The organism is Mesorhizobium sp. M0626, from assembly GCF_040320665.1.
In the GTDB taxonomy this organism is placed as follows: Bacteria; Pseudomonadota; Alphaproteobacteria; order Rhizobiales; family Rhizobiaceae; genus Mesorhizobium.
On record NZ_JAMYQD010000001.1, the window covers coordinates 118,499 to 139,610 of the forward strand.

Consider the following 21,112-nt stretch of genomic DNA (forward strand, 5'->3'; position numbering starts at 1 on the left):
CCAGCTACTCCACGACCTTCGGCACGAGGAAGAAATTCTCGTCAGTGGCCGGCGCGTTGGCGACGATATCGGCAGCCTTGTTGCCGTCGGTGACGATGTCTTGGCGCTTCTTCATCTCCATCGGGGTCACCGATGTCATCGGTTCGACGCCGGAGACATCGACCTCGTTCAGCTGCTCGACAAAGCCCAGAATGGCGTTCAGCTCGCCGGTCATGCGCTCGGCATCCTCCTCGCTCACCGCAATGCGGGCGAGACGCGCGACGCGCTTCACAGTTTGCAGATCAACGGACATGTCTTTAGCCTTTGGGAAAACCAGATGGCGCTATAGCGGCGTGGCGCGTGCCGCGCAACATCGATCGTGCTTGGGGATAGAGCCCGTTCATGCCAGGGCGGCATTTCAGCCTAGGGCAGCGATACACCCTCGCACAGATAATAGCTGCCGCCATTGCCGGCCTGCTCGCCTTCGTCGGCGGTCGGGCGCACCGAGACGATGTCGATTTGGGTCGCGTTCATCTGCGTGATCGACAGTATATCGGGAAAGAGAAAGCCCGGCTCCTGGCAGATGGCAGTGACCGCCCAGCTCGGCGAGCGCGTCGCCTTGGTGACCTGGACGAACTCGCAATTATACTCGACGCTTTGCAGGCCGTCCGCCGACAAGATGACATTGCCGGTGTCAATCAGCGTCTGCAGCGTGTCCTTTTTGGCTTGCGCGCAAAGCTCCTGGGTCTGGAGGTAAACGCCCTTGATGAAGTCCTCGGCGGCGGATGCGGGCGACGCAGCGACCAGCATCGAAACGCAAAGAGTCTCTCTCAAACCCATGGTTTAATTCCCCTTTGCGACAAGGGATCGTTTCAACGATCGCTCTATAGTGTGATCGTTTGGCCGATGGCTGGCAAGGCTACGTCGACACCTGATCCTTCGAGGCCGGCCACGAACTTCTCCGCCGTCGCGTCGATGATCGGGAAGGTGCCGAAGTGGCATGGCACGACGGTGTCGAAGTGGAAGAAGCGCCGGCAGGCCAGGGCCGCCACCGCGCCGCCCATGGTGAAGCGGTCGCCGACCGGCACGAGGCCGATCTTCGGCTCATGCAATTCCTCGATCAGCGCCATATCGGAGAAGATGTCGGTGTCGCCCATATGGTAGAGCGTCTTGTCCTCCGGGAAATGCAGGACCAGCCCGTTGGGATTGCCGAGGTAGACGTTCTGGCCGCCATCGAGCCCAAACGACGAGGAATGCAGTGCCTGCACGAATGTGGTGGTGAAGGCACCGCAATCGACGGTGCCGCCATGATTGCCGGGATTGATCTTCTTGCCGTCGACGCCCTTGCCGACCAGGTACATGCAGATCTCGTAATTGGCGACCAGCTGGGCGCCGCTCTTCTTCAGCACCTCCACCGCGCCGCTGACATGATCACTGTGGCCGTGGGTCAGAAGCACATGGGTGACGCCTTCCGCCGGCCCCTCCCAGCCGCTCGTCCATGATGGGTTGCCGACGAGATAGGGGTCGATCAGGATGTTCGCGCCTGATGTCTCGACGCGGAAGGCGGAATGTCCGTACCAGGTCAATTTCATCGATCGTGTTCCTCGATTTTGGTTGCGCCGGAAGATAGAACGCCGGCAGCAAAATTAAAGTGACATAGTGTGCTCGCGGTTCAAAAGAACGTGTCGCGCTCTTTGTGACGGCAAGTCTGGGTCACGGTTAGACTGGGTCACGGTAAAACTGGTTGGGGAAAGCCGTTGGGCATCATAGCAATCGAGGATCTGCCGGCACGGCTGGAGGGCGGCAGGACGCTGGCCGGGCTCGACCTCGGCGACAAGACGATCGGTGTCGCCGTTTCCGACCGCGGCCTGTCCTTCGCCCATCCGCGCGCGGTCATCCTGCGCAAAAAGTTTTCGCTGGATGCGGCAGCGCTGCTCGCCCAGCTGCAGAAGGACAATGTCGGCGCGTTTGTACTCGGTCTCCCCATCAACATGGACGGTTCGGAAGGTCCCCGCGCCCAGAAGTCGCGCGCCTTCGTGCGCAACATGGCAGGTATAACCGACCTGCCCTTCGTGCTGTGGGACGAGCGGCTGTCGACGGTGGCGGCGGAGCGGACGCTGATCGAGATGGATTTCTCGCGCCGAAAGCGCGCCGGCAAGATCGATTCGGCGGCTGCGGCCTTTATTCTGCAGGGAGTTCTGGACCGGCTCCAGTCGCTTGACCCACGCGATCGGACGGAACCGGATTCCCCGCCTGCCGCCTGACCCAGGCCATGATGTTGCGGCGGCGGCGAAACGCCCACAATGCCATCAGCAGGAAGCCGTCGAAGATGCAGGCCCTTGCCACCATGCCCGGAATGATCGCCGGATCGATGCCCAGCATCTGCCCGTAGAGCTGAAACACGAAATCATGCAGCTGCCGGCTGAGCATGACGTAGCCGAAATTGATGTCGTTGAGCGACAGGAAGAACCAGCCCCAGAACAGAGCGAGTGGCGCGGCCCACAATGCGAACAGCGTGCGCATCAGTGACCGTCCCTGCGGCTGGAGCCGCCTCTGCGACCGCTGGGACCAATGTCCGGACGGCCGGAAATGCGCGACAGCAAGGAGCCGTGCGCGGCACCCTTGGCCATGGCATGGGCGGTGGCGCGGCTCTCTGCCTCCCGAGAAACCATGACAGCGAAGACCGACCTCCGCTCGGCCAGCATGGCGACATAGGAGGCCAGAAGTGCCGCCAATTGCACGGCGACAACCAAAAACAGGCCGTTGATGCCTCGCGCTGCGCCGCCGATCAGGATGAGCGACAACACCGCGGATGCCGAAATGAAGGCGGTCCGCGCCACACTGTCGGCTCCGTCCGGGCTCGCTGCGGCGTTAACCAGGCTCTCGACGAAGACCCAGCAAAACAGCACCGCCACGACCAGCAAGGCGATGGCCAGCGGCGCCACGACGGCAGCATTGTCGAGATCGGCCAGACGAGTGTTTTCCACGACGACGCCGAGCACGCCCAGAGCGCCCGCAACGCCGCGGTTTCCATCGACACAGATGAACGCCAGCAGGGCGAAAACCAGCGCCCAGTGCAAGGCCAGAAAGGACGTCAAAATGTGCCGCATGGCATTCCTGCTTTGGTGACAAAGACAGTGGGGTCTGCGGCCTGCGGCTGCAACGGAAACCATTCGTTAAGGTTAACGGCTGTCCACAGGCAGGCAAATTCGTTCGAGGCCTGGCGGAAGGCCCTCAATTCACCGGCGGATAGAGCGTGTCGACGATCATGCGCGCATCGTGGCGCGAATCGAGCATGCCATAGGTGTTGCGCCACTGGCCGGCGAGCCGCGTCTCGACGAAGGCGTCCGCAATCCGCCCTGCCCCCAGCCGGCGCAATTCCGCAGCTGCCGCCGACAGCGCCAGCTGTTCGGTCAGCAGGCGGGCCGACCCCTCATCGGTGCCGGCGACCTGCATGGCCGCCTTGAGCACGCCAATGGTTCCGCGTCCGCCGGCGCCGAGATCGCGGTCGATGCCGGCCAGCACCTCCTCGAACAGGCCGGGCGCGCGGCCGAGCACGCGCAGCACGTCGAGCGCCATGACATTGCCTGAGCCCTCCCAGATCGCATTGACCGGGGCTTCGCGGTAGTAGCGGGCGAGCGGCGCTTCCTCGACATAGCCATTGCCGCCGAGGCACTCCATCGCCTCATAGAGCAGTGGCGGCGCGATCTTGCAGACCCAGTATTTGACCACCGGGGTCATGGCGCGGGCAAAAGCAGCCTCGCCGCGGTCGCCGGCAGCCTCGTCGAAGGAGCGCGCCAGTCGGAACGAGAGTGCCGTGGCGGCGGCGACATCGAGCGCCATGTCCGCCAGCACGCGCTGCATCAGCGGCTGTTCGATCAGCGTCGAGCCGGCCACCTGGCGATGACGGGCGTGATGCACGGCCTCAGCCAGCCCCGCCCGCATGATTGCCGACGAGGCGACGGCGCAGTCGAGCCGGGTCAGCGTGACCATGTCCATGATCGTCTTTATGCCGGCGCCGGGCTCGCCGACCATCTCGCCGATGGCGTTGACGAACTCTACCTCCGATGAGGCGTTGGAGCGGTTGCCGAGCTTGTCCTTCAGCCGCTGAAAGCGGAAGCCGTTGCCGGAACCGTCGCCGAGGATGCGCGGGACGAGAAAGCAGGAAAGCCCTTCAGGCGCCTGTCCAAGCACGAGAAAAGCGTCCGACATCGGCGCCGACATGAACCATTTGTGGCCGGTGAGGCGATAAAAGCCGCTGCCGGCGCGTTCGGCCCGTGTGGTGTTGGCGCGCACGTCGGTGCCGCCCTGCTTTTCGGTCATGCCCATGCCGAGCGTCAGCCCGGTCTTGTCGACCGGCGGCTTCTGACTCTGGTCGTATTTGCGCGTCGTCACGCGCGGCGCCCATTCGCGAAACAGCTTTGGGCTGGCCATCAGGGCGGCCAGCGAAGCGCTGGTCATGGTGATGGGGCAGAGATGCCCGGTCTCGAGTTCGGCGGTCAGGTAGAAACGCGCGGCGCGCACCTGATGGCGACGGCCGATCTCGCTATCGCCGTTTTCCCAGATCGAGGAATGCAGGCCGCCGGCAACCGAGCGGCGCATCAGCGCATGATAGGCCGGATGGAATTCGACGAGGTCGATGCGCCGGCCCTGACGGTCATGCGTGCGGAGCTTCGGCGTCTCGACATTAGCGAGGCGCGCCAGCTCCTGCGCCTCCTGCGTCAGGACGAACCGGCCAAGCCCGTCGAGGTCCTTGCGCACCGGATCGGAAAAACGCTCGGCAAGCTGGATCAGCAACGGATCGCCCCGCCAGGCGTTGCCGCCCGTCAGCGGCGGCGGCTGGTTGGTCACGTCGTCGGTCACGCCCAATCCTTCTGAAAGTAGAAGGGCCTTCTAACGCTAGAAAGGCACTTATCATCACGAGGCTTCGAATCCGAAGCAATCGGCTAGATATAGCCCAAGGCAGGCGGCGCGCGCGACGAAAATACCGGGGAGAAAGGCCGCAATGCCAAGCTGACGCTTGCGGCAAGGAATTCTCCCCCCTATAGCAGCGCCTTGAGATGACCGACGCTTCGTCCCTGCCGCTTTATCCTCACCGCCATCTTCTGGGCATCCGCGATCTTTCCCCCGGTGACATCGAGCTTCTGCTCGACCGGGCAGATCGCGCCGTCGCCATTTCGCGGCAGTCCGAAAAGAAGACCTCGACGCTGCGCGGCCGCACCCAGATCAACCTCTTCTACGAAGCCTCGACGCGCACGCAGTCGTCGTTCGAACTGGCCGGGAAACGGCTCGGCGCCGACGTCATGAACATGTCGGTGGCGAGCTCTTCGGTGAAGAAGGGCGAGACGCTGATCGACACGGCCATGACTCTGAACGCCATGCGCCCCGACATCCTGATCATCCGCCACCAGTCTGCGGGCGCCGCTGCTCTTTTGGCGCAGAAGGTCGGCTGCTCGGTGGTCAATGCCGGCGACGGCGCGCATGAACACCCGACGCAGGCGCTGCTCGACGCGCTGACCATCCGCCGCGCCAAGGGGCCGCTGTCGAAACTGATCGTAGCGATCTGCGGCGACATCCTGCATTCGCGCGTCGCGCGTTCCAACATCATGCTCTTGAACGCGCTTGGCGCGCAGGTGCGGGTCGTGGCGCCGTCGACGCTGCTGCCCACCGGCATCGAGAAAATGGGCGTCATCGTCTCGCGCTCGATGGCCGAGGGCCTCAAGGGCGCCGACGTGGTGATGATGCTGCGCCTGCAGCGTGAGCGGATGGAAGGCGCCTTCGTGCCTTCGGTACGCGAATATTTCCGCTATTTCGGCCTCGATGCCGAAAAGCTGAAGGCCGCCAAGGACGGCGCGCTGGTGATGCATCCCGGTCCGATGAACCGCGGCGTCGAGATTGCGTCCGAAATCGCCGACGGTCCGCAAAGCGTCATCCAGGAACAGGTCGAGATGGGGGTGGCCGTGCGCATGGCGGTCATGGAAGCGCTGCTCGATCCCCGCCGCAATGCAGAGGGCCGCGGCGCATGAGCACGACGGTCTTTGAGCGCGCCCGCATCGTCGACCCGTCACGCGGCATCGACGAGGTCGGCACCGTCATCGTCGAAGGGAAAAAGATCGTTGCCGCCGGCAAGGCTGCCCTGAACCAGGGCCTGCCGGCGGGAGCCACCGTGGTCGACTGCGCCGGCAAGGCGATCATTCCCGGCCTGATCGACGCGCGCGTCTTCATCGGCGAACCGGGCGGCGAACATCGCGAGACCATCGCTTCGGCCAGCGTTGCGGCGGCGGCCGGCGGCGTCACCTCCGTCGTTATGATGCCCGACACCGACCCGGTGATCGACAATGTCGCGCTGGTCGAATTCGTGCTGCGCACCGCCCGGGACACGGCCAGCGTCAACATCTTTCCGGCGGCGGCGATCACCAAAGGCCTCGCCGGTCGCGAGATGACCGAATTCGGCCTGTTGCGCGAGGCCGGTGCGGTCGCCTTCACCGATGGGCGGCACACAATATCCAGCGCACTGGTGATGCGCCGGGCGCTGACCTATGCCCGCGATTTCGGCGGCGTCATCGCACATGAGACACAGGATGGCGACCTCGCTTCGGCGGGCGTGATGAATGAAGGCCTGTATGCCAGCTGGCTCGGCCTTGCCGGCATTCCGCGCGAGGCCGAGTCCATCCCGCTGGAGCGCGACCTGGCGCTGGCACGGCTGACGCGCGGCGCCTACCACGCGGCCAAGATCTCGACGGCGATGGCAGCGCAAGCGATGACGCGCGCGAAAGCCGACAAGGCCAATGTCACGGCGGGCGTGGCGATCCACAATCTGTCGCTGAACGAGAACGATGTCGGGGAATACCGCACCTTCTTCCGGCTGACGCCGCCTTTGCGCGCGGAGGAAGACCGGCTGGCCATGATCGAGGCGGTCAAGGACGGCACGATCGACATCATCGTCTCCTCGCACGACCCGCAGGATGTCGACACCAAGCGCCTTCCCTTCGCCGATGCAGCTGCCGGCGCGATCGGGTTGGAGACGCTGCTTGGAGCAGCGCTTCGGCTCTACCACAATGGGGACGTGCCGCTACTTCGGCTGGTCGAAACACTGTCCACCGCACCAGCAAGGCTGTTCGGCCTGCCGGGCGGCACGCTGAAGCCGGGAGCGCCGGCCGATCTTGCGCTGATCGACCTTGAAGAACCCTGGATCGTGAGTGAAAGCGGCATCCGCTCGCGCTCGAAAAACACCTGCTTCGAAGGTGCGCGGCTGCAAGGCATGGTCTTGCAAACGCTGGTGGCGGGCCGCACAGTGTTTTCGAGCTAGAGCGATCGCGCCACGTCGCAGACCGATATGTTGCTGGGGAAATGCGGGGGCAAACAATGAGTTATAACGTTATCCTGGCATTGCTGTTCGGCTATCTCCTCGGCTCGATTCCCTTCGGCCTCTTGATCACCCGCGCGGCCGGCCTCGGCGATGTGCGCAAAATCGGCTCCGGCAATATCGGCGCCACCAACGTTCTGCGCACCGGCAACAAGGGCCTCGCCGCCGCGACGCTGGTGCTCGACGCGTTGAAGGGTACGGCGGCGGTGATGATCGCGCGCCATTTTGGACACGACTACGGACTGTGGGCCGGCCTTGGACTCTGGGCGGGCCTTGGCGCCTTCCTTGGCCATCTGTTTCCGGTCTGGCTCGGTTTCAAGGGCGGCAAGGGCGTGGCGACCTATCTCGGCGTGCTGATCGCGCTCGGCTGGCATGTGGCGCTGATCTTTATCGTCGTCTGGCTGGCGATGGCTTTTCTGTTTCGCTATTCCTCGCTGGCAGCGCTGACGGCGGCGGTCATCGTGCCGATCGCGCTTTATTTCTGGAGCACACCTGAGACCGCCGGGCTGTTCCTGGTGATGAGCCTGATCGTCATCTTCAAACATCGCGCCAACATTTCGCGCCTTCTTGCCGGCACCGAAGGCAAGATCGGAGCCAAGGGTTGAGCAAGCCCGCCGCCGGGCCGCGCCTCAGCGACCGGCAGCGGCTGAGCTGGCTGCGGCTGATCCGCACACAAAATGTCGGCCCGGCCTCGTTTCGCGAATTGATCAACCGCTTTGGTTCGGCGGAGGCGGCGTTGGAGATGCTGCCCGAGCTGATGATTTCGGGCGGAGCCAAAAGGATCATGCGCATTCCTTCCGTGGAGGAAGCCGAAGCGGAACTCGACGCAGCCAGTGAAAACGGCGCCCGCTTCGTCGGCATCGGCGAGGCCGACTACCCGCCGATGCTGAAAAACATGGACAATCCGCCGCCGCTGATTGCCGTGAAGGGCGAGGCAGCCGTCTTTCGCCTGCCGGCGGTGGCCATCGTCGGCGCCCGCAACGCGTCGCTCGCCGGCATCAAGATGGCGCGCATGCTGGCGGCGGATCTTGGCCGCGACGGCTACGTCATCGTTTCCGGCCTGGCGCGCGGCATCGACACGGCAGCACACCAGGGCAGTCTCTCGACTGGTACAGTGGGTGTGCTGGCCGGTGGGCTCGATGTCCCCTACCCGCCCGAAAATATCGGCTTGTGCGACGACATTGCCGAGCGTGGCGGCGCCGTTATTTCGGAAATGCCGTTCGGCTGGCAGCCGCGGGCGCAGGATTTTCCGCGCCGCAACCGGCTTGTCGCGGGCGCCGCCCTCGGACTGGTGGTGATCGAAGCTGCGCAACGCTCCGGCTCGCTGATCAGCGCGCGCCTGGCCGGCGAGATGGGCCGGCTGGTCTTTGCCGTACCGGGTTCGCCGCTCGATCCGCGCTGCGCCGGCTCCAACGGGCTGCTCAAGGATGGCGCCACCCTGGTCACCGAGGCGGCCGATGTTTCCGGTGCGATCGCACCCTTGGCGGGCACGCGAACGCGAAGCATTGCGCCGCCAGAAAAGGCACCCGATTTTTCGGCAACACCCCCGCCCGGTGAGGACGAACGCAGCGGCGTGCTCGAGGCGCTGGGCCCAACGCCGGTGGGCGTGGACGAGATCATCCGCCACACCGGCCTCAACGCCGCGCAAGTCTCCATGGTGCTGCTGGAACTCGACCTTGCCGGCCGCATCGAGCGCCATGCCGGCGGCAATGTCTCACTGGTTTCGTGACGTTCCAGCCGATCCCGCCGCACGTCGGCCGCAACTCACGCGTCGAGGGTCACGCCGGCGGCGCCAACCTCGGTATAGTCGCCAACGCCGGTACAGATGCCACCGCAGGGTATTTTCCAGGCGGCTCTCGGAAAAGCACTCCGCCATTCCAGGGCTCTCCGTTGCACTGACGATCACGCTCGCGATGGCATACTCGACAGCTGACGAAAACCGGGCTCGACAGTCTGCGCCTCAGTCAGCGGAACAGATACTTCGATACCTCCGGATTGCCACGGCGCCACATCACATTGTCCAGAAAATAATGGTGCACATTGATGAAGATGAGCACGATGAAGAAGAACAGCGATGACCCCAGCACTTGCCTGTCATAGGGAATCAAAGCCGTCAGCGCGGATGGGATCAGCCAGAAGCCGAGATAGCCAAGGGCCGTGCCGCCGACGATGAAGCCGAGGAGCCGAAACCTGTAGAGGGGGCCGAGAAAGGACAGGATTTTCGGCTGCGGATCGCGTTCGGCATCGGAGCTGTCACGCTCAACATTGGTCTGATAGCGCCAGACCACGGCGAGGTACTGCAGCGAGTGGAGCGCCGGCACGATCAGCAGCCAGAGCGGATTTATTCTCACAATCAGGATCCAGAGATAGAGCGACGCGACGTAGGCCACGATGCCGTTATAGGGCAGCTTGCCACCGTTCTTTCGCCAGCGATTGACCAGCATCAAAAGCGTAGCCGCCGTCGAAGCAATGGCTGCCAGCAAGGCGATGTCGGTGATCCAGGAAGGGACCGCGAAGGTGTAATAGTCGAGGCCGTAATATTTGCCCTGGGTGACCGCCGTATTCGTCTGCAGCCACGAAAGGATCCACACGGCATAGGAGTTTACCAGCAGCACCTTCTTGTCGCGATCGTCGAAGAATTTGCGCTTCAGCACCGCGTCCACCATCAGCATGCCGTAGCCCTGCTTGACGTAGTGCCAGCCGACGAAAAAGAACATGGCGTTGGTGGCAAAGCCGAGCAGCCGCGTGTTCGCCGCCACCGCGCCATAGGCAAAGAACCCGGCCATGACCAGGGGCACGACAATGCCCGCGAAGATGTAGCGGAGTTGCAGGCTCCTGTCGTAGCCGTCGCCCGTCACCTTGCGCCCGAAATTGCGATAGAAAAGCTGGTAGGAGTGGGCGAAGTGGGGATAGTTCACGAGATAGGCGACGACGACCATCGTTGCGGCCACCGGCCCCTCATATTCGAGCGGAACGAGAAACAGCACCGGCAGGATGAGAAAGGCGCTGCCGCCCAGCATGAGGAAATCGGCGACCGGGCCGAAGAGGTACTTTTGAGGCGCCGCCGCCTTAGGAGCGACAGCATCCGCCGAAAGCTGAAGTGTCATGTCAGAACCCTCCCCTGGGAAAGGCTGAGTTTAGCCATCGACTGGGATGGGGACAAGGTTGGAGCTGCCGCTCCGCGCCCTAACACTGGGCCATCCTGCTGTTTCGCCAATGGTCTCGATCCGCCATGGGCTTCGAACCCGTGAAGGCCCTCCGCTGTTAAAAAAGCGCACCACCCCAATTTACGACTAACATGTTAGTGTGCTAGCACGGCATACACACCTGCTTCGGAGACCTTCCGGTGACATCACGCTTTGGCCTTTCGGCCGCTCTCGCCACGCCTTTCGATGCCCGCGGGCAGATCGCCACCGCTCCCATGATCGCTCAGGCCAAAAGTTGCCTGGCGCAGGGTTGCGGCAGCGTGACGCTTTTCGGCACGACAGGGGAAGGCGCGTCGGTGGGCACGACGGAGCGGCGGTCGGTGACCGAAGCCATGCTGGCTGCTGGAATCTTGCCGCATCAACTCGTTGCCGGCGTGCTGGTCGACGCCGCCGAAGACGCCGCCGAACAGGCACAGCATGCCTTGCAGCGAGGCGCCCGAAACATTCTGCTGGCCCCGCCGAGCTACTTCAAGAATGTCGGCGAGGACGGCCTTTTCGGCTGGTTCTCCGCCGTCTTTGCCGCGCTCGGCCCCCTCGCCCGTGATGTGCTGCTCTACAACATCCCTTCGGTTACCATGGTGCAGCTTTCGCTTGGCCTGATCGGCCGGTTGCGCACTGCTTTTCCCGACGTGGTCGCCGGGGTCAAGGATTCCGGTGGAAATTGGAGCTACAGCGAGGCGCTGCTTGCCGCCCATGGCGATCTGGTGATCCTGATCGGCGATGAAAGGCATCTGGCGCGTGCGGTGCGACTGGGTGCTCAAGGCGCAATCTCGGGCATGGCCAATTTCGTCCCGGGCGAAATCCGCGCCATGGCCGGGGACGGGTGCGACGATCCTCGCGTCGAAAGTTTTGTGCTCGAATTGCTCAAATATCAGGTCACCCCCGCGGTAAAGGTGATGGTGGCGCGCAAGACCGGCGACGAGCGCTGGCTGGCGGTCCGTCCGCCGCTGGAGCCGATCGCTTTGCAAGGGCAGCAGCAGCTTGCCGCAGCCTATGACAGCTTGTTTGCCAGGGAACCGGCCTGACCGGCAAAGGGAAGCGCGCCGAAATGGAAGACGGCAACGAACCGACCACCCTCAGGGAGAAGGCCTATGCCAGCTTCACGCGGCATTTGCTGGCGCGCGACTTCAAGCCGGGCCAGTTCGTGTCGCAGCGTGAGCTGGTTGCCTTCACCGGACTGCCGCTCGGCGCCATTCGCGAGATCGTGCCGCGTCTCGAGGCGGAAGGACTGCTGACGACCATCCCGCAGCGCGGCATGCAGATCGCCCATATAGACATCAGCCTGATCCGCGAGGCCTTTCAGTTCCGCCTGTTCATGGAGCGTGAAGCGGTGGCGCTGTTTACGGTAAGCGCCTCCGATGCCGAGCTTGCCCGCTTGCGGCGCGAGCATGAGGACATGCTTGCCCAGGCGCTGGCGCAAACCCCGACGCCGGAGATGGAGGCCAAGGCGCAGACCATCGACTGGGCCATGCACGACACGTTCATCGATGCGCTGGGCAACGAGATCATCGCCAAGGCCTATCTGGTCAATTCGGTGAAAATCCGCCTGATCCACCAGGAGCGGTTCCGTATCGACGGGCGCGTCGTGCCGGTGATGCGCGAGCACCTGGCGGTGATCGAAGCGATGCAGAGCCGCGACCCTGGGGAGGCGGTCGAGGCCATTAGCCAGCATATCGACAAGGCGCGCCGGCTGGCGCTGCAAATCTGAGGAAGCATGAGCCGCGCCGCGGTCGCTGCGGCGCAATCGACAACGACAACAACCGGGAGGAAGAAAATGTCGTCCAATCTGTTCAACCCAACCAGGAGGCAACTCCTCCAGGGAACCGCCGCCCTTGCCGCCGCCGGCTTTGCCGGTGTTCGCCCAAGCTTTGCCGCCGGCGTCGACTGGAAGCGCTTTGCGGGAACGACGCTTGACGTCAATCTGGTGAAAAGCCCGCGCAGCGACACGCTGATAAAATACATCGCCGAGTTCGAGGAACTGACCGGGATCAAGGTCAATGCCGAAGCGACGCCTGAACAGCAGCAGCGCCAGAAGACGGTGATCGAACTGAGCTCCGGCAAACCGAGCTTCGACGTCGTGCATCTGAGCTACCACGTGCAGAAGCGCCAGTTCGAAAAGGGCGACTGGCTGGCCGACATATCAGGCTATCTCGCTGACCCGACCCTGACCGATCCTGCGCTGGTGGAAACCGATTTCGCCGATGCCGGCATGCTGTTTGCCAAGGACGGCCAGGGCGTGTTGCGCTCGCTGCCGTTCTCAGTCGACTACTGGATCGTCTACTGGAACAAGGAATTGTTCGAGGCCAAGGGCCTCAAATACCCTGAAACCTTCGAGCAACTGATGGCGGCCGCCGAAGCGCTGACCGACCCGTCGACCAATACCTACGGCTTTGTCGCCCGCGGCCTCAAGAACGCCAACACGCCGGTGTGGACGTCGCTTATGCTCGGCTACGACATGACGCCGCTCGACGACAAGGGCAAGCTGCGCACGACCTCGCCCGAGGCGGTCGAGGCGGCCAGCCTCTACCAGCGGCTGATGACCAAGTCGGCGCCTCCAGGCGTCACCGGATTCAACTGGGCCGAAGCCCAGTCCGCCTTCCTGCAAGGCAAGATCGGGATGTGGTTCGATGGCGTCGGCTTTGCCCCGCCAATGGAAAATCCGGAAAAGTCACGAGTTGTCGGCAAGGTTGGCTACGGCGTCATGCCCAAGGGGCCTAAGGCGCATGCCGCCGGCACCTTTGGCGACGGCCTCGGCGTGACGGCCGCCAGCGAGAAGAAGGAGGCCGCCTACCTCTTCTGCCAGTGGGCGATTTCGCCCGCGATGGGCGCGCGCCTGCTGCAGGCGGGTGCCGGCGTGCCGTTCCGCAAGTCGGTGCTGGAAAATCCCAAGGTGCGCGAAGGCGTCACCATGCCGGCGAGTTGGCTCGATGCCGTGGTCGGCTCGGGCAATGTCAGCCGGCTGTCGCTGCCGGTCATCATTCCGGTCACCGAGTTCCGCGACATCTATGGCGTGGCGCTGACCAATCTGATCGCCGGCGCCGATCCGGCGGAGGAACTGAAGAAGGCCACCGAGCAGTTCCAGCCGGTGCTCGACCGGAGCGAGCAAGGCTGATGTCCGCCATCACCCCAGAACGCACCGGGGTGACGACGCAAGCCATCGAAGGGAGCCAGACCATCCGGCTGGCTCCCAACTACTGGCCTTTCGTCGTCCCGGCGCTCGTCGTCGTCGGCGCCGTGATCGTCTTTCCCTGGGCCTTCACACTGTGGATGAGCGTCAACCGCTGGACCCTCGGCCAGGCGCGAAGCTTTGCCGGGATGGAAAATTACCTGCGGCTGGCCGTCGACCAACGCTTCTGGGAATCGCTTTTCCATACGCTGACCTACACGGCGCTTTCGGTTGCGGCGCCGATGTTCCTCGGCACTGTCGCGGCGCTGATCTTCGACGCCAAATTTCCGCTGCGCGGCCTGTTGCGCGGCGTCTTCGTCATGCCGATGATGGCAACGCCAGTCGCCGTGGCGCTGGTCTGGACGATGATGTTCCATCCCCAGCTCGGCGTGCTCAACTATCTGTTGTCGCTGGTCGGCATCCCGGCGCAGGAATGGATCTTTAATGCCAGGACGGTCATCCCGTCCCTGGTTGCGGTCGAGACATGGCAGTGGACGCCGCTGGTGATGCTGATCGTGCTGGGCGGCTTGGCCTCCGTGCCGCGCGAGCCCTTCGAGAGCGCCGAGATCGATGGCGCCAACGCCTGGCAGCAATTCCGCTATCTCACCTTGCCGATGATCGCGCCGTTCCTGATGATCGCGATGATCATCCGCACCATCGATGCGCTGAAAAGTTTTGACATCATCTATGCCATGACCCAGGGCGGACCGGGCACGGCCTCGGAAACCATCAACATCTATCTCTACAACACCGCCTTCTCCTACTACGACATCGGCTATGGCTCGGCCATGGCCGTGGTGTTCTTCATCGTCATCGTCGCGCTGTCCTTCATCCTGCTGATGCTGCGCCAGCGCTCCCAATGGATCGGGGTGGAGGGCAAATAGATGAGTTCACGGCTGCTCAACCGGATCGGGCTGTTTTTCGCGGCTCTGGTCTTCGTCTCGCCGGCGATCCTGTTCTTCCTCTGGATGATCTCGCTGTCGCTGAAGTTCGAGATCGACAACGGTGCATACCCGCCGATCCTGATCCCGGAACATCTCGCCTGGTCGAACTATGTGAAGGTATTCGAGGAGAACAATTTCCTGCTCTATTTCTGGAATTCGGTTCTGGTGACGGGCACGGCAACGTTGCTCGCGCTGCTCATCGGCGTGCCGGCCGGCTATGGCATCGCGCGGCTCAAGGCCGAACGCTCGGCGGTGGTCATCATGATCGCCCGCATGACGCCGGGGCTTTCCTATCTCATTCCGCTGTTCCTGCTGTTCCAGTGGGTCGGCATTCTCGGCACACTGTGGCCGCAGATCATCATCCATCTGGTGGTGACGGTGCCGATCGTGGTCTGGGTGATGATCGGCTATTTCGAGACCACGCCGATGGAGCTGGAAGAAGCGGCCAACATCGATGGCGCCAGTTCCTGGCAGGTGTTCCGGCTGGTCGCCTTGCCCATCGCCAAGCCGGGCATTGTCGTCGCCTTGATCCTGTCGATCATCTTCTCATGGAACAATTTCGTCTTCGGCATTGTGCTCGCCAGCCGCGAGACCCGCACGCTGCCGGTCGCCGTCTACAACATGCTTTCCTACGAGCAGGTGAGCTGGGGTCCGCTCGCCGCCGCGGCACTTGTGGTGACGCTGCCGGTGCTGGTGCTGACCCTGTTCGCGCAAAGGCAGATCGTCGCCGGGCTGACCGCAGGCGCCGTCAAGGGCGGCTGAGGCACGGCCCCGACATCACTCATTTCCGGGAGAAATCCAATGGCATCGGTAACAATCAACAACGTTCAGAAGGCTTTCGGAGCCGCCAAGATCATCCACGATGTCAGCGTCGACATCGCCGATGGCGAATTCGTCATCCTGGTCGGGCCGTCGGGCTGCGGAAAGTCGACGCTGCTGCGCATGATTGCCGGACTGGAAACGATCTCGGGCGGCAGGATCGCCATTGGCGATCGCGTCGTCAACAATCTCAGGGCGCGCGACCGAAACATCGCCATGGTGTTCCAGAACTACGCGCTCTATCCGCATATGACGGTGGCCGACAATATGGGCTTTGCCCTGAAGATCAAGAAAGCCGATCCGGCCGACACCGCCGGCCGCGTCGGCAGGGCCGCCAGCATTCTCGGCCTGGACAAGCTGCTCGACCGCTATCCGCGTCAGCTTTCCGGCGGCCAGCGCCAGCGCGTCGCCATGGGCCGCGCCATCGTGCGCGACCCGCAGGTGTTCCTGTTCGACGAGCCGCTGTCCAATCTCGACGCCAAATTGCGCGTGCAGATGCGCGGCGAGATCAAGGCGCTGCACCAGCGGCTGGGAACCACCACCATCTACGTTACCCACGACCAGATCGAGGCCATGACCATGGCCGACAAGATCGTCGTGCTGCATGACGGCCTTGTCGAGCAGATCGGCGCACCGCTCGATCTCTACGATCGCCCGGCCAACCTCTTCGTTGCCGGGTTCATCGGCTCGCCCGCGATGAATTTCATTCGGGGCCATGTCGAGGAAGGTGTTTTCCGCAGCGCCGGTGGACTGATCTTGCCGCTGCCGGAAGGCATCGACCTGGCAAACATACCCGGCGGCGACCTCATCTACGGCATCCGTCCCGAACACATCCGAGCGACGACCGCCAAAGGAATCGCCGGCACGATCGTGCTTCTGGAAGCAACGGGTTCGGAAATCTTTGCCAGGGTCGACTGCGCCGGAGAAGAAATCTCCTGCCTTTTCCGCGAGCGGCTGGCACTGAAACAGGGCGAGCAGATGCGCATCGAGATCGACCGCGCCTGCGCTCATCTGTTCGACGTCAAGACCGGGCGGCGATTGTAGGGGGCGATGGGGGCTGCTGACAGGGCAACTTCCGCACGAAATATTTCTGGTGAGCGCGTCGGGGTTCGAACCCGAGACCTACTGATTAAAAGTTCATTCCGAGCCGTTTCGCCAACCCGTTGCTTTCATTCGAAATTATGCCGTGTCCGCACATAAGCTGTTGATTCTCAACGGACACTCTTTGACAAATCAGAACATTGTGAGACAGTGAGCGCACATGAAGCGCCGTCGATATGACGGACACAGTGCGGACACACAGGATGCAACTCTCGGACGCCATCATCAAAGCCCTGCCGGCTCCGGCAAGCGGAAACAAGATCACCTATGACGACGACGTGAAGGGCTTCGGTATCCGCGTCACCAAGGCTGGCGCCCGGGCGTTCATCCTGAATTACCGCACTCGCTCCGGCCTGGAGCGTCGATATACGATCGGCTCTTTTCCTGACTGGAAAAGCGGCCCTGCCCGCGAGGAAGCGAAACACCTCAAAAAGCAAATTGATATGGGCGCTGACCCCATGGGCGCTGTCGCCGCCGCCCGGGATGCAAAGACCGTCGCCGATCTCTGCGACCGCTTCGAAAAGGAACACCTCACCAAGAAGCGTGACTCGACCGCCCGTGACTATAAGGCGCTGATCAAGAACCACATCCTGCCGGCGCTGAAAAACAAGAAGGTGGCCGAGGTCGAGTTTACCGACATCGACAGCCTGCACCGCAAGATTTCGAAGACGGCGCCCTATCTGGCGAACCGGGCAGTGGCCGTTCTCTCGAAGATGTTCGGGCTCGCCATCAAATGGCGGTGGCGCACCGACAACCCGGCCAAGGGGATCGAACGCAACGATGAGCAGAAGCGGCACCGCTATCTGTCCCCGGCCGAACTTGGCAAGCTGACCGAGGCGTTGACGGCGCTAGAGGATCAGCAGGCAGCGAACATCTTTCGGCTTCTGCTGCTCACTGGTGCGCGGCGCGGCGAGGTACAGGCCGCGAAGTGGGAGCAGTTCGATCTCACCGCTGGTGTCTGGACGAAGCCGGGCTCGACCACGAAGCAGAAGACCATGCACCGCGTTCCCCTGTCCGCCCCTGCCCGGCTCTTGCTCAATCAGCTTCGCGAGAAGGCAAAGGATGATGCCGTCTATGTGTTCCCCGGCCGTGGCGCTGATCACCGCGTCGAGATCAAGGCCGAGTGGCGGGAACTGTGTCTTGCCGCCGGCATCGTCACGGCCGAGACGATAGGCAACAAGATCGTGGTCACGCCATCGGCCCGCATTCACGACCTACGCCACACCTATGCCTCAGTGCTGGCCAGCGCTGGCCTGTCCCTGCCAATCATCGGCGCCTTGCTCGGACACTCACAGCCGGCCACCACGGCGCGCTACAGCCATTTGATGGACGATCCCCTCCGGGCGGCGACCGAACGCGCTGGCGCGATTGTCATGGCCACTGGAACCGGCGCAGAAGTCGTGAACATGAAGGGCGGTGCACAATGAAGCCGCCCTTCCCGAGCGGAAGCTTTTCGGCGGCCGATGTTTACGCGAGGTGGCGCGAGCATGTCCTAAATATCACCGTGGAGCCCGACGCTCCGATCGATCAGCAACGAGCACTGTTCATCCGCGATCCATCCATAGCGGAGATCCACGGTCGCAGTTTGCCATCCGAACCGACAGAAGACGACAAACGCCTCAACCAAATTTTGGGTATGCTTGTTGGGAGCGCGAACGATGGATCGTCGCTCATATTCATGGCGAAATTTCTTGAGATCGTAGACCATTTCATCGAGGGCTCTGCTCGTCCGGATTTCCGAGTGGCGCAGATGGCGACCGCCCTCCACAATATCTCAGAAGGATCAAGTCTGCTCGCACCCTTAATCCGAACCGTCGTTGAGCAGCTTGACGCAATTGGAAAAAAATCAGGCGAGCCGCTTGATGAATTTGTCGTGCTGGCCCTCCAGAGCGATATCGAGGAGTTGCTGCACCGGATTTCTCTTTCGGCCGGTGCTGCGAGAGGCGCAGTGGTCAAGACATACGGCACCGGCGATCCAGACCTACCCGACAAGGGCTCCGGAGGCGGGCGCGGGCTTCATGCGATGCTCTACGGCTCCCCAAAGCAGAAATTCATCCGGCATCTTGCCTTCCTCTGGCACGTCGAGGCGGGCAAGGCGATCACGAGCACGGACACAGGTCCGTTCTCCGCATTTGTACGGCTTGCCTATACGCTCGCCACCGGAGAGGACGCTGAGAAGGCGGCCCTAAAGGATGACATCGGATTGGCCGTCAACGCCGTGAAGCTCAGGGAACGAATTGCGGACAGAGCTTCCGAGCATTTTAGCAAATCCCTGGAACTCCGCGCCGCCGGCAATCTCGCCCAGGCCGACTTCATGGCTAAACGTGCCGAGCGGTTGCAGAACCGCCTGGCAATCCCGCGATTTGAGCGGAGGAAGAAAATCCGACCAACCGTCAAGAATTAGGACGGGTTGTTCGGACGACCAAATGCGTGTCCGTCCGTAGGTTGTCGCTGTCAACTCAACGCAAGGAGTGTCAGCGAATGAGCCTACTTGATGACTATCTGGACCGCCCTGCCCTGGCTGCACAACTGCATGTCAGCGAGCGCACATTGATCCGGTGGCAACGCTTGCCGGACGGCCTTCCCTATGTCGAGCTTGGCGGCCGCATTTTGTATCGCGTGCCGTCAGTGAAGGCGTGGATCGAGGCGCTTGAGCGCAAGCCCAACCCTCGCCGGAGGGCCGCATGATGACCGGCATCCACACCGACGATCACGCCGCCTGCGATTCCTCGAAAGTCGAGATCGGATTGCGCTTCATCCAGGATACGCCGCGCCACGCTCGCGGCCCGGCTATCCCCGCCTTGAGAGGTCTAGGGCTGACCGCCCGCGAAGCCTGTGAGGCTGTCCGCCAACACCATCTGGCATTGGCGAGGGCTACCTAAAATGGATCAGCAAAAAGAAAAACCGGCGGCGTGTGCAACCACGCTCACCGGCTTCGAAGTCTCAAGCTTGGCAGCATCTGAGAGTTCGGACAATAGCACTCGCCGCAGGCAATCGCCAGACCCGAAATGGCGCGCGCAACGCAACTGGAACCTTGCCAACCCGGACGCGCGTCGCGCTCATTACGCCGTCGCACAGGCGCGCAAAAAGGGAAAGCTGATCATTTGGCCGTGTGAGGTTTGCGGCGACCCGAGGGTGGACTGTCACCATCCGGAGCCGGCGGCGGACGCGATGCTGATAATCTGTCTCTGCCGCAAGCATCATCGCCGGCTCCATGCGCTCTTGCGCAGGCAAGGAGGCCCCAATGGCTAAGAATGATGGTCGCCTCTTCTGTCCTGATCCGCCGCGCGCCATGGCGGATCAGCGCCTCACGTCCTTGGATCTCCGGGTTATGATGGCTATCTCGATCCATGACCGCATGAGCACCAACGGCATAGGCTGCACCGCGGGCCATGGCCGATTGGCAGGCCTTGTCGGATGCCATCTCAAGAGCCTTTCCAGGTCTATCAGAACCCTGGCTGAGTGCGGCTATATCGGTGGCCGCGCTAACCCACTCAACCCGAAATCGCGATGCTACTTCGTCATCTACAGCGAGATGGACGAGGCCATCCTGAAGACCGTCAAGGGTAACCAGCATGTTACCTACACAGGTAACCAGCCTGTTACCTCAACGGCGCGCATGGGTAACCGTCCCGTTCCTCAAAATGACCCGATAGGTAACCAACTTTCAGAAAACGCTGAACAACTTCAAGGAGATGGGCTGTATAATATATTAGGCGAAGCCTTAATAGATCCCGTTGAAACGGTAATAATAGATCCCGTTGAAACGGCGTCATCGAACGTCACGCCATTCGACAGAAGGGGCAAGGAGAGGGTGAACTCCTCCAGCGTCGGCGCCGTGCTCGCGATGGTCGAGCGCGGGATGAAGAGCGGCGACAGTTCAAGACTGCGGTACTGGTTCAACTGGCTCGACGGGCTTGTCGGTGAGCATGCCACCATGGACGACGACGACAAGAACTACGGCAGAGCCCGCAGGCTATACGAAGAGCTCGGGGGGCAGCTCGATGCCGTATAGCGCTCAGAAAGTTTCGGGTCAAGAACTTGCCACAGAAAGCGGCGACCTATGAGCGGCGCCATCGACTCCGCTGCACGTCTGCGCAGGATATCGGCAGCTTTGCGCGAAGGCCGCCCGATCGATCCTGTTGACGCGGTGCCGCTCGGCGAGGCGATCGACGCATTCTTTGCTGGTCACGCGCCAACGCTCGACGCAGCGCTCGGCCTGAAGGCCGCTGGCCCTGGCCAGGCCGATGCACGACGCGCCTGGCTCATCGGCGAGCGCGACAAAGCTCTGCGGGAACTTGCCGGGCATGTTGCGGCCGATCGCGACGGCGCCGGCGCTGAAGGCGTTTGGGATATGTTCGAACACCTCGAAGCCTATGCCGCTGGCGAATGGCCAGAGCATCGAACGGCGGCTGTCTGCCCGCACCCGGAAGGCGGCAAGGCGCTAGCCTGGACCATCCTTCGCGGCAATGGCGGCAAAGCTCCGACACGGCGATGGCTCGCCGACTTCTTCAGCACCTAACGCGGAAAT

General features: G+C 62.7%; 25 protein-coding genes. 18 read left to right on the plus strand and 7 right to left on the minus strand.

The window, feature by feature from the left end; genetic code table 11:
- Window positions 1–4: 4 nt before the first annotated feature.
- The 3 genes from gatC to NKI37_RS00630 form a co-directional block, all read right to left on the minus strand.
- Window positions 5–292, minus strand: coding sequence for an Asp-tRNA(Asn)/Glu-tRNA(Gln) amidotransferase subunit GatC (gene gatC, locus NKI37_RS00620; protein ID WP_023670999.1), 288 nt, complete (start codon window positions 290–292; stop codon window positions 5–7).
- Between the two features lie 110 nt (window positions 293–402).
- Window positions 403–819: a hypothetical protein gene (locus NKI37_RS00625; RefSeq protein ID WP_023670998.1), complete on the minus strand. Its 417-nt coding sequence runs from the start codon at window positions 817–819 to the stop codon at window positions 403–405.
- 44 nt (window positions 820–863) lie between these two features.
- The gene (locus tag NKI37_RS00630) at window positions 864–1,571 is read right to left on the minus strand and encodes a metal-dependent hydrolase (RefSeq protein ID WP_023670997.1); all 708 of its coding nucleotides are present in this window, start codon (window positions 1,569–1,571) and stop codon (window positions 864–866) included.
- Between the two features lie 165 nt (window positions 1,572–1,736).
- On the opposite strand from NKI37_RS00630, the gene ruvX reads away from it, so the two are divergent.
- The gene (gene ruvX / locus NKI37_RS00635; protein ID WP_023688595.1) at window positions 1,737–2,243 is read left to right on the plus strand and encodes a Holliday junction resolvase RuvX; all 507 of its coding nucleotides are present in this window, start codon (window positions 1,737–1,739) and stop codon (window positions 2,241–2,243) included.
- Here ruvX and NKI37_RS00640 read toward each other — a convergent pair.
- The 3 genes from NKI37_RS00640 to NKI37_RS00650 form a co-directional block, all read right to left on the minus strand.
- Entirely contained in the window at window positions 2,161–2,502 is a 342-nt protein-coding gene (locus NKI37_RS00640; protein ID WP_023670995.1) for a DUF6105 family protein, read from the minus strand. The two genes, ruvX and NKI37_RS00640, sit on opposite strands and share 83 nt — an antisense overlap.
- On the minus strand, window positions 2,502–3,089 hold the full coding sequence (locus NKI37_RS00645; protein ID WP_023670994.1) for a hypothetical protein: 588 nt from the start codon (window positions 3,087–3,089) through the stop codon (window positions 2,502–2,504). The genes NKI37_RS00640 and NKI37_RS00645 overlap by 1 nt, the downstream gene beginning before the upstream one ends.
- Window positions 3,090–3,213: 124 nt before the next feature.
- The gene (locus tag NKI37_RS00650; protein WP_023688598.1) at window positions 3,214–4,842 is read right to left on the minus strand and encodes a DNA alkylation response protein; all 1,629 of its coding nucleotides are present in this window, start codon (window positions 4,840–4,842) and stop codon (window positions 3,214–3,216) included.
- Window positions 4,843–5,039: 197 nt separating this feature from the next.
- Between NKI37_RS00650 and NKI37_RS00655 the strand changes: the two genes are divergently transcribed.
- From NKI37_RS00655 to dprA, 4 genes are read left to right on the plus strand one after another with little or no spacing between them, the layout of a single operon-like run.
- Window positions 5,040–6,005 carry an aspartate carbamoyltransferase catalytic subunit gene (locus tag NKI37_RS00655; protein WP_023706214.1) on the plus strand — a complete coding sequence of 322 codons (966 nt, stop codon included), beginning with the start codon at window positions 5,040–5,042 and terminating at the stop codon, window positions 6,003–6,005.
- Window positions 6,002–7,288 (plus strand): dihydroorotase, encoded by a 1,287-nt coding sequence (locus NKI37_RS00660; RefSeq protein ID WP_023706213.1) that lies wholly within the window; start codon window positions 6,002–6,004, stop codon window positions 7,286–7,288. Before NKI37_RS00655 ends, NKI37_RS00660 begins: the two co-directional genes overlap by 4 nt.
- Before the next feature lie 56 nt (window positions 7,289–7,344).
- On the plus strand, window positions 7,345–7,950 hold the full coding sequence (gene plsY, locus NKI37_RS00665) for a glycerol-3-phosphate 1-O-acyltransferase PlsY (RefSeq protein WP_023696534.1): 606 nt from the start codon (window positions 7,345–7,347) through the stop codon (window positions 7,948–7,950).
- A complete protein-coding gene (gene dprA, locus NKI37_RS00670) occupies window positions 7,947–9,074 on the plus strand; it encodes a DNA-processing protein DprA (protein WP_023670989.1) in 1,128 nt (375 codons plus the stop codon). The genes plsY and dprA overlap by 4 nt, the downstream gene beginning before the upstream one ends.
- Window positions 9,075–9,309: 235 nt before the next feature.
- Here the strand turns inward: dprA and NKI37_RS00675 are convergent, their stop codons facing one another.
- Complete coding sequence (locus tag NKI37_RS00675) at window positions 9,310–10,452, minus strand: hypothetical protein (protein WP_023706211.1); 1,143 nt, start codon at window positions 10,450–10,452, stop codon at window positions 9,310–9,312.
- A 239-nt stretch (window positions 10,453–10,691) separates the two neighbouring features.
- Here NKI37_RS00675 and NKI37_RS00680 point away from each other — a divergent pair, with 239 nt between their 5' ends.
- The 13 genes from NKI37_RS00680 to NKI37_RS00740 all read left to right on the plus strand — a co-directional run bounded on the left by NKI37_RS00680 (window position 10,692) and on the right by NKI37_RS00740 (window position 21,103).
- Entirely contained in the window at window positions 10,692–11,576 is an 885-nt protein-coding gene (locus NKI37_RS00680; protein WP_023826980.1) for a dihydrodipicolinate synthase family protein, read from the plus strand.
- A 23-nt stretch (window positions 11,577–11,599) separates the two neighbouring features.
- Window positions 11,600–12,259 carry a GntR family transcriptional regulator gene (locus NKI37_RS00685; protein WP_352787756.1) on the plus strand — a complete coding sequence of 220 codons (660 nt, stop codon included), beginning with the start codon at window positions 11,600–11,602 and terminating at the stop codon, window positions 12,257–12,259.
- A gap of 66 nt (window positions 12,260–12,325) precedes the next feature.
- Window positions 12,326–13,663, plus strand: coding sequence for an ABC transporter substrate-binding protein (locus NKI37_RS00690; protein WP_352787753.1), 1,338 nt, complete (start codon window positions 12,326–12,328; stop codon window positions 13,661–13,663).
- The gene (locus NKI37_RS00695; RefSeq protein ID WP_023693414.1) at window positions 13,663–14,601 is read left to right on the plus strand and encodes a carbohydrate ABC transporter permease; all 939 of its coding nucleotides are present in this window, start codon (window positions 13,663–13,665) and stop codon (window positions 14,599–14,601) included. The genes NKI37_RS00690 and NKI37_RS00695 overlap by 1 nt, the downstream gene beginning before the upstream one ends.
- Window positions 14,602–15,423 carry a carbohydrate ABC transporter permease gene (locus NKI37_RS00700; protein WP_023726672.1) on the plus strand — a complete coding sequence of 274 codons (822 nt, stop codon included), beginning with the start codon at window positions 14,602–14,604 and terminating at the stop codon, window positions 15,421–15,423. It abuts the gene before it with no gap.
- Window positions 15,424–15,462: 39 nt separating this feature from the next.
- Window positions 15,463–16,524, plus strand: a complete 1,062-nt coding sequence (locus NKI37_RS00705) for an ABC transporter ATP-binding protein (protein WP_023670982.1) — start codon at window positions 15,463–15,465, stop codon at window positions 16,522–16,524.
- A 260-nt stretch (window positions 16,525–16,784) separates the two neighbouring features.
- Window positions 16,785–18,008, plus strand: coding sequence for a tyrosine-type recombinase/integrase (locus NKI37_RS00710; RefSeq protein WP_352536790.1), 1,224 nt, complete (start codon window positions 16,785–16,787; stop codon window positions 18,006–18,008).
- Window positions 18,005–18,985: a hypothetical protein gene (locus NKI37_RS00715; RefSeq protein WP_352536791.1), complete on the plus strand. Its 981-nt coding sequence runs from the start codon at window positions 18,005–18,007 to the stop codon at window positions 18,983–18,985. Before NKI37_RS00710 ends, NKI37_RS00715 begins: the two co-directional genes overlap by 4 nt.
- Before the next feature lie 77 nt (window positions 18,986–19,062).
- Complete coding sequence (locus NKI37_RS00720; protein WP_156933961.1) at window positions 19,063–19,269, plus strand: DNA-binding protein; 207 nt, start codon at window positions 19,063–19,065, stop codon at window positions 19,267–19,269.
- Complete coding sequence (locus NKI37_RS00725) at window positions 19,266–19,463, plus strand: hypothetical protein (RefSeq protein ID WP_352536792.1); 198 nt, start codon at window positions 19,266–19,268, stop codon at window positions 19,461–19,463. The genes NKI37_RS00720 and NKI37_RS00725 overlap by 4 nt, the downstream gene beginning before the upstream one ends.
- A gap of 1 nt (window position 19,464) precedes the next feature.
- Window positions 19,465–19,833: a hypothetical protein gene (locus NKI37_RS00730; RefSeq protein WP_352787748.1), complete on the plus strand. Its 369-nt coding sequence runs from the start codon at window positions 19,465–19,467 to the stop codon at window positions 19,831–19,833.
- On the plus strand, window positions 19,826–20,596 hold the full coding sequence (locus NKI37_RS00735; protein WP_352787745.1) for a hypothetical protein: 771 nt from the start codon (window positions 19,826–19,828) through the stop codon (window positions 20,594–20,596). Before NKI37_RS00730 ends, NKI37_RS00735 begins: the two co-directional genes overlap by 8 nt.
- Before the next feature lie 48 nt (window positions 20,597–20,644).
- On the plus strand, window positions 20,645–21,103 hold the full coding sequence (locus tag NKI37_RS00740; protein WP_352787742.1) for a hypothetical protein: 459 nt from the start codon (window positions 20,645–20,647) through the stop codon (window positions 21,101–21,103).
- The last annotated feature ends 9 nt before the right edge of the window (window positions 21,104–21,112 follow it).

Excerpts from the sequence above, each read along its gene's own strand:
- gatC (WP_023670999.1), bottom strand. The coding sequence starts at position 292 with ATGTCCGTTGATCTGCAAACTGTGAAGCGCGTCGCGCGTCTCGCCCGC.
- NKI37_RS00625 (WP_023670998.1), bottom strand. The coding sequence starts at position 819 with ATGGGTTTGAGAGAGACTCTTTGCGTTTCGATGCTGGTCGCTGCGTCG.
- NKI37_RS00630 (WP_023670997.1), bottom strand. The coding sequence starts at position 1,571 with ATGAAATTGACCTGGTACGGACATTCCGCCTTCCGCGTCGAGACATCA.
- NKI37_RS00640 (WP_023670995.1), bottom strand. The coding sequence starts at position 2,502 with ATGCGCACGCTGTTCGCATTGTGGGCCGCGCCACTCGCTCTGTTCTGG.
- NKI37_RS00645 (WP_023670994.1), bottom strand. The coding sequence starts at position 3,089 with ATGCGGCACATTTTGACGTCCTTTCTGGCCTTGCACTGGGCGCTGGTT.
- NKI37_RS00655 (WP_023706214.1), top strand. The coding sequence starts at position 5,040 with ATGACCGACGCTTCGTCCCTGCCGCTTTATCCTCACCGCCATCTTCTG.
- NKI37_RS00660 (WP_023706213.1), top strand. The coding sequence starts at position 6,002 with ATGAGCACGACGGTCTTTGAGCGCGCCCGCATCGTCGACCCGTCACGC.
- plsY (WP_023696534.1), top strand. The coding sequence starts at position 7,345 with ATGAGTTATAACGTTATCCTGGCATTGCTGTTCGGCTATCTCCTCGGC.
- NKI37_RS00675 (WP_023706211.1), bottom strand. The coding sequence starts at position 10,452 with ATGACACTTCAGCTTTCGGCGGATGCTGTCGCTCCTAAGGCGGCGGCG.
- NKI37_RS00685 (WP_352787756.1), top strand. The coding sequence starts at position 11,600 with ATGGAAGACGGCAACGAACCGACCACCCTCAGGGAGAAGGCCTATGCC.
- NKI37_RS00690 (WP_352787753.1), top strand. The coding sequence starts at position 12,326 with ATGTCGTCCAATCTGTTCAACCCAACCAGGAGGCAACTCCTCCAGGGA.
- NKI37_RS00695 (WP_023693414.1), top strand. The coding sequence starts at position 13,663 with ATGTCCGCCATCACCCCAGAACGCACCGGGGTGACGACGCAAGCCATC.
- NKI37_RS00700 (WP_023726672.1), top strand. The coding sequence starts at position 14,602 with ATGAGTTCACGGCTGCTCAACCGGATCGGGCTGTTTTTCGCGGCTCTG.
- NKI37_RS00705 (WP_023670982.1), top strand. The coding sequence starts at position 15,463 with ATGGCATCGGTAACAATCAACAACGTTCAGAAGGCTTTCGGAGCCGCC.
- NKI37_RS00710 (WP_352536790.1), top strand. The coding sequence starts at position 16,785 with ATGCAACTCTCGGACGCCATCATCAAAGCCCTGCCGGCTCCGGCAAGC.
- NKI37_RS00715 (WP_352536791.1), top strand. The coding sequence starts at position 18,005 with ATGAAGCCGCCCTTCCCGAGCGGAAGCTTTTCGGCGGCCGATGTTTAC.
- NKI37_RS00720 (WP_156933961.1), top strand. The coding sequence starts at position 19,063 with ATGAGCCTACTTGATGACTATCTGGACCGCCCTGCCCTGGCTGCACAA.
- NKI37_RS00725 (WP_352536792.1), top strand. The coding sequence starts at position 19,266 with ATGATGACCGGCATCCACACCGACGATCACGCCGCCTGCGATTCCTCG.
- NKI37_RS00730 (WP_352787748.1), top strand. The coding sequence starts at position 19,465 with ATGGATCAGCAAAAAGAAAAACCGGCGGCGTGTGCAACCACGCTCACC.
- NKI37_RS00735 (WP_352787745.1), top strand. The coding sequence starts at position 19,826 with ATGGCTAAGAATGATGGTCGCCTCTTCTGTCCTGATCCGCCGCGCGCC.
- NKI37_RS00740 (WP_352787742.1), top strand. The coding sequence starts at position 20,645 with ATGAGCGGCGCCATCGACTCCGCTGCACGTCTGCGCAGGATATCGGCA.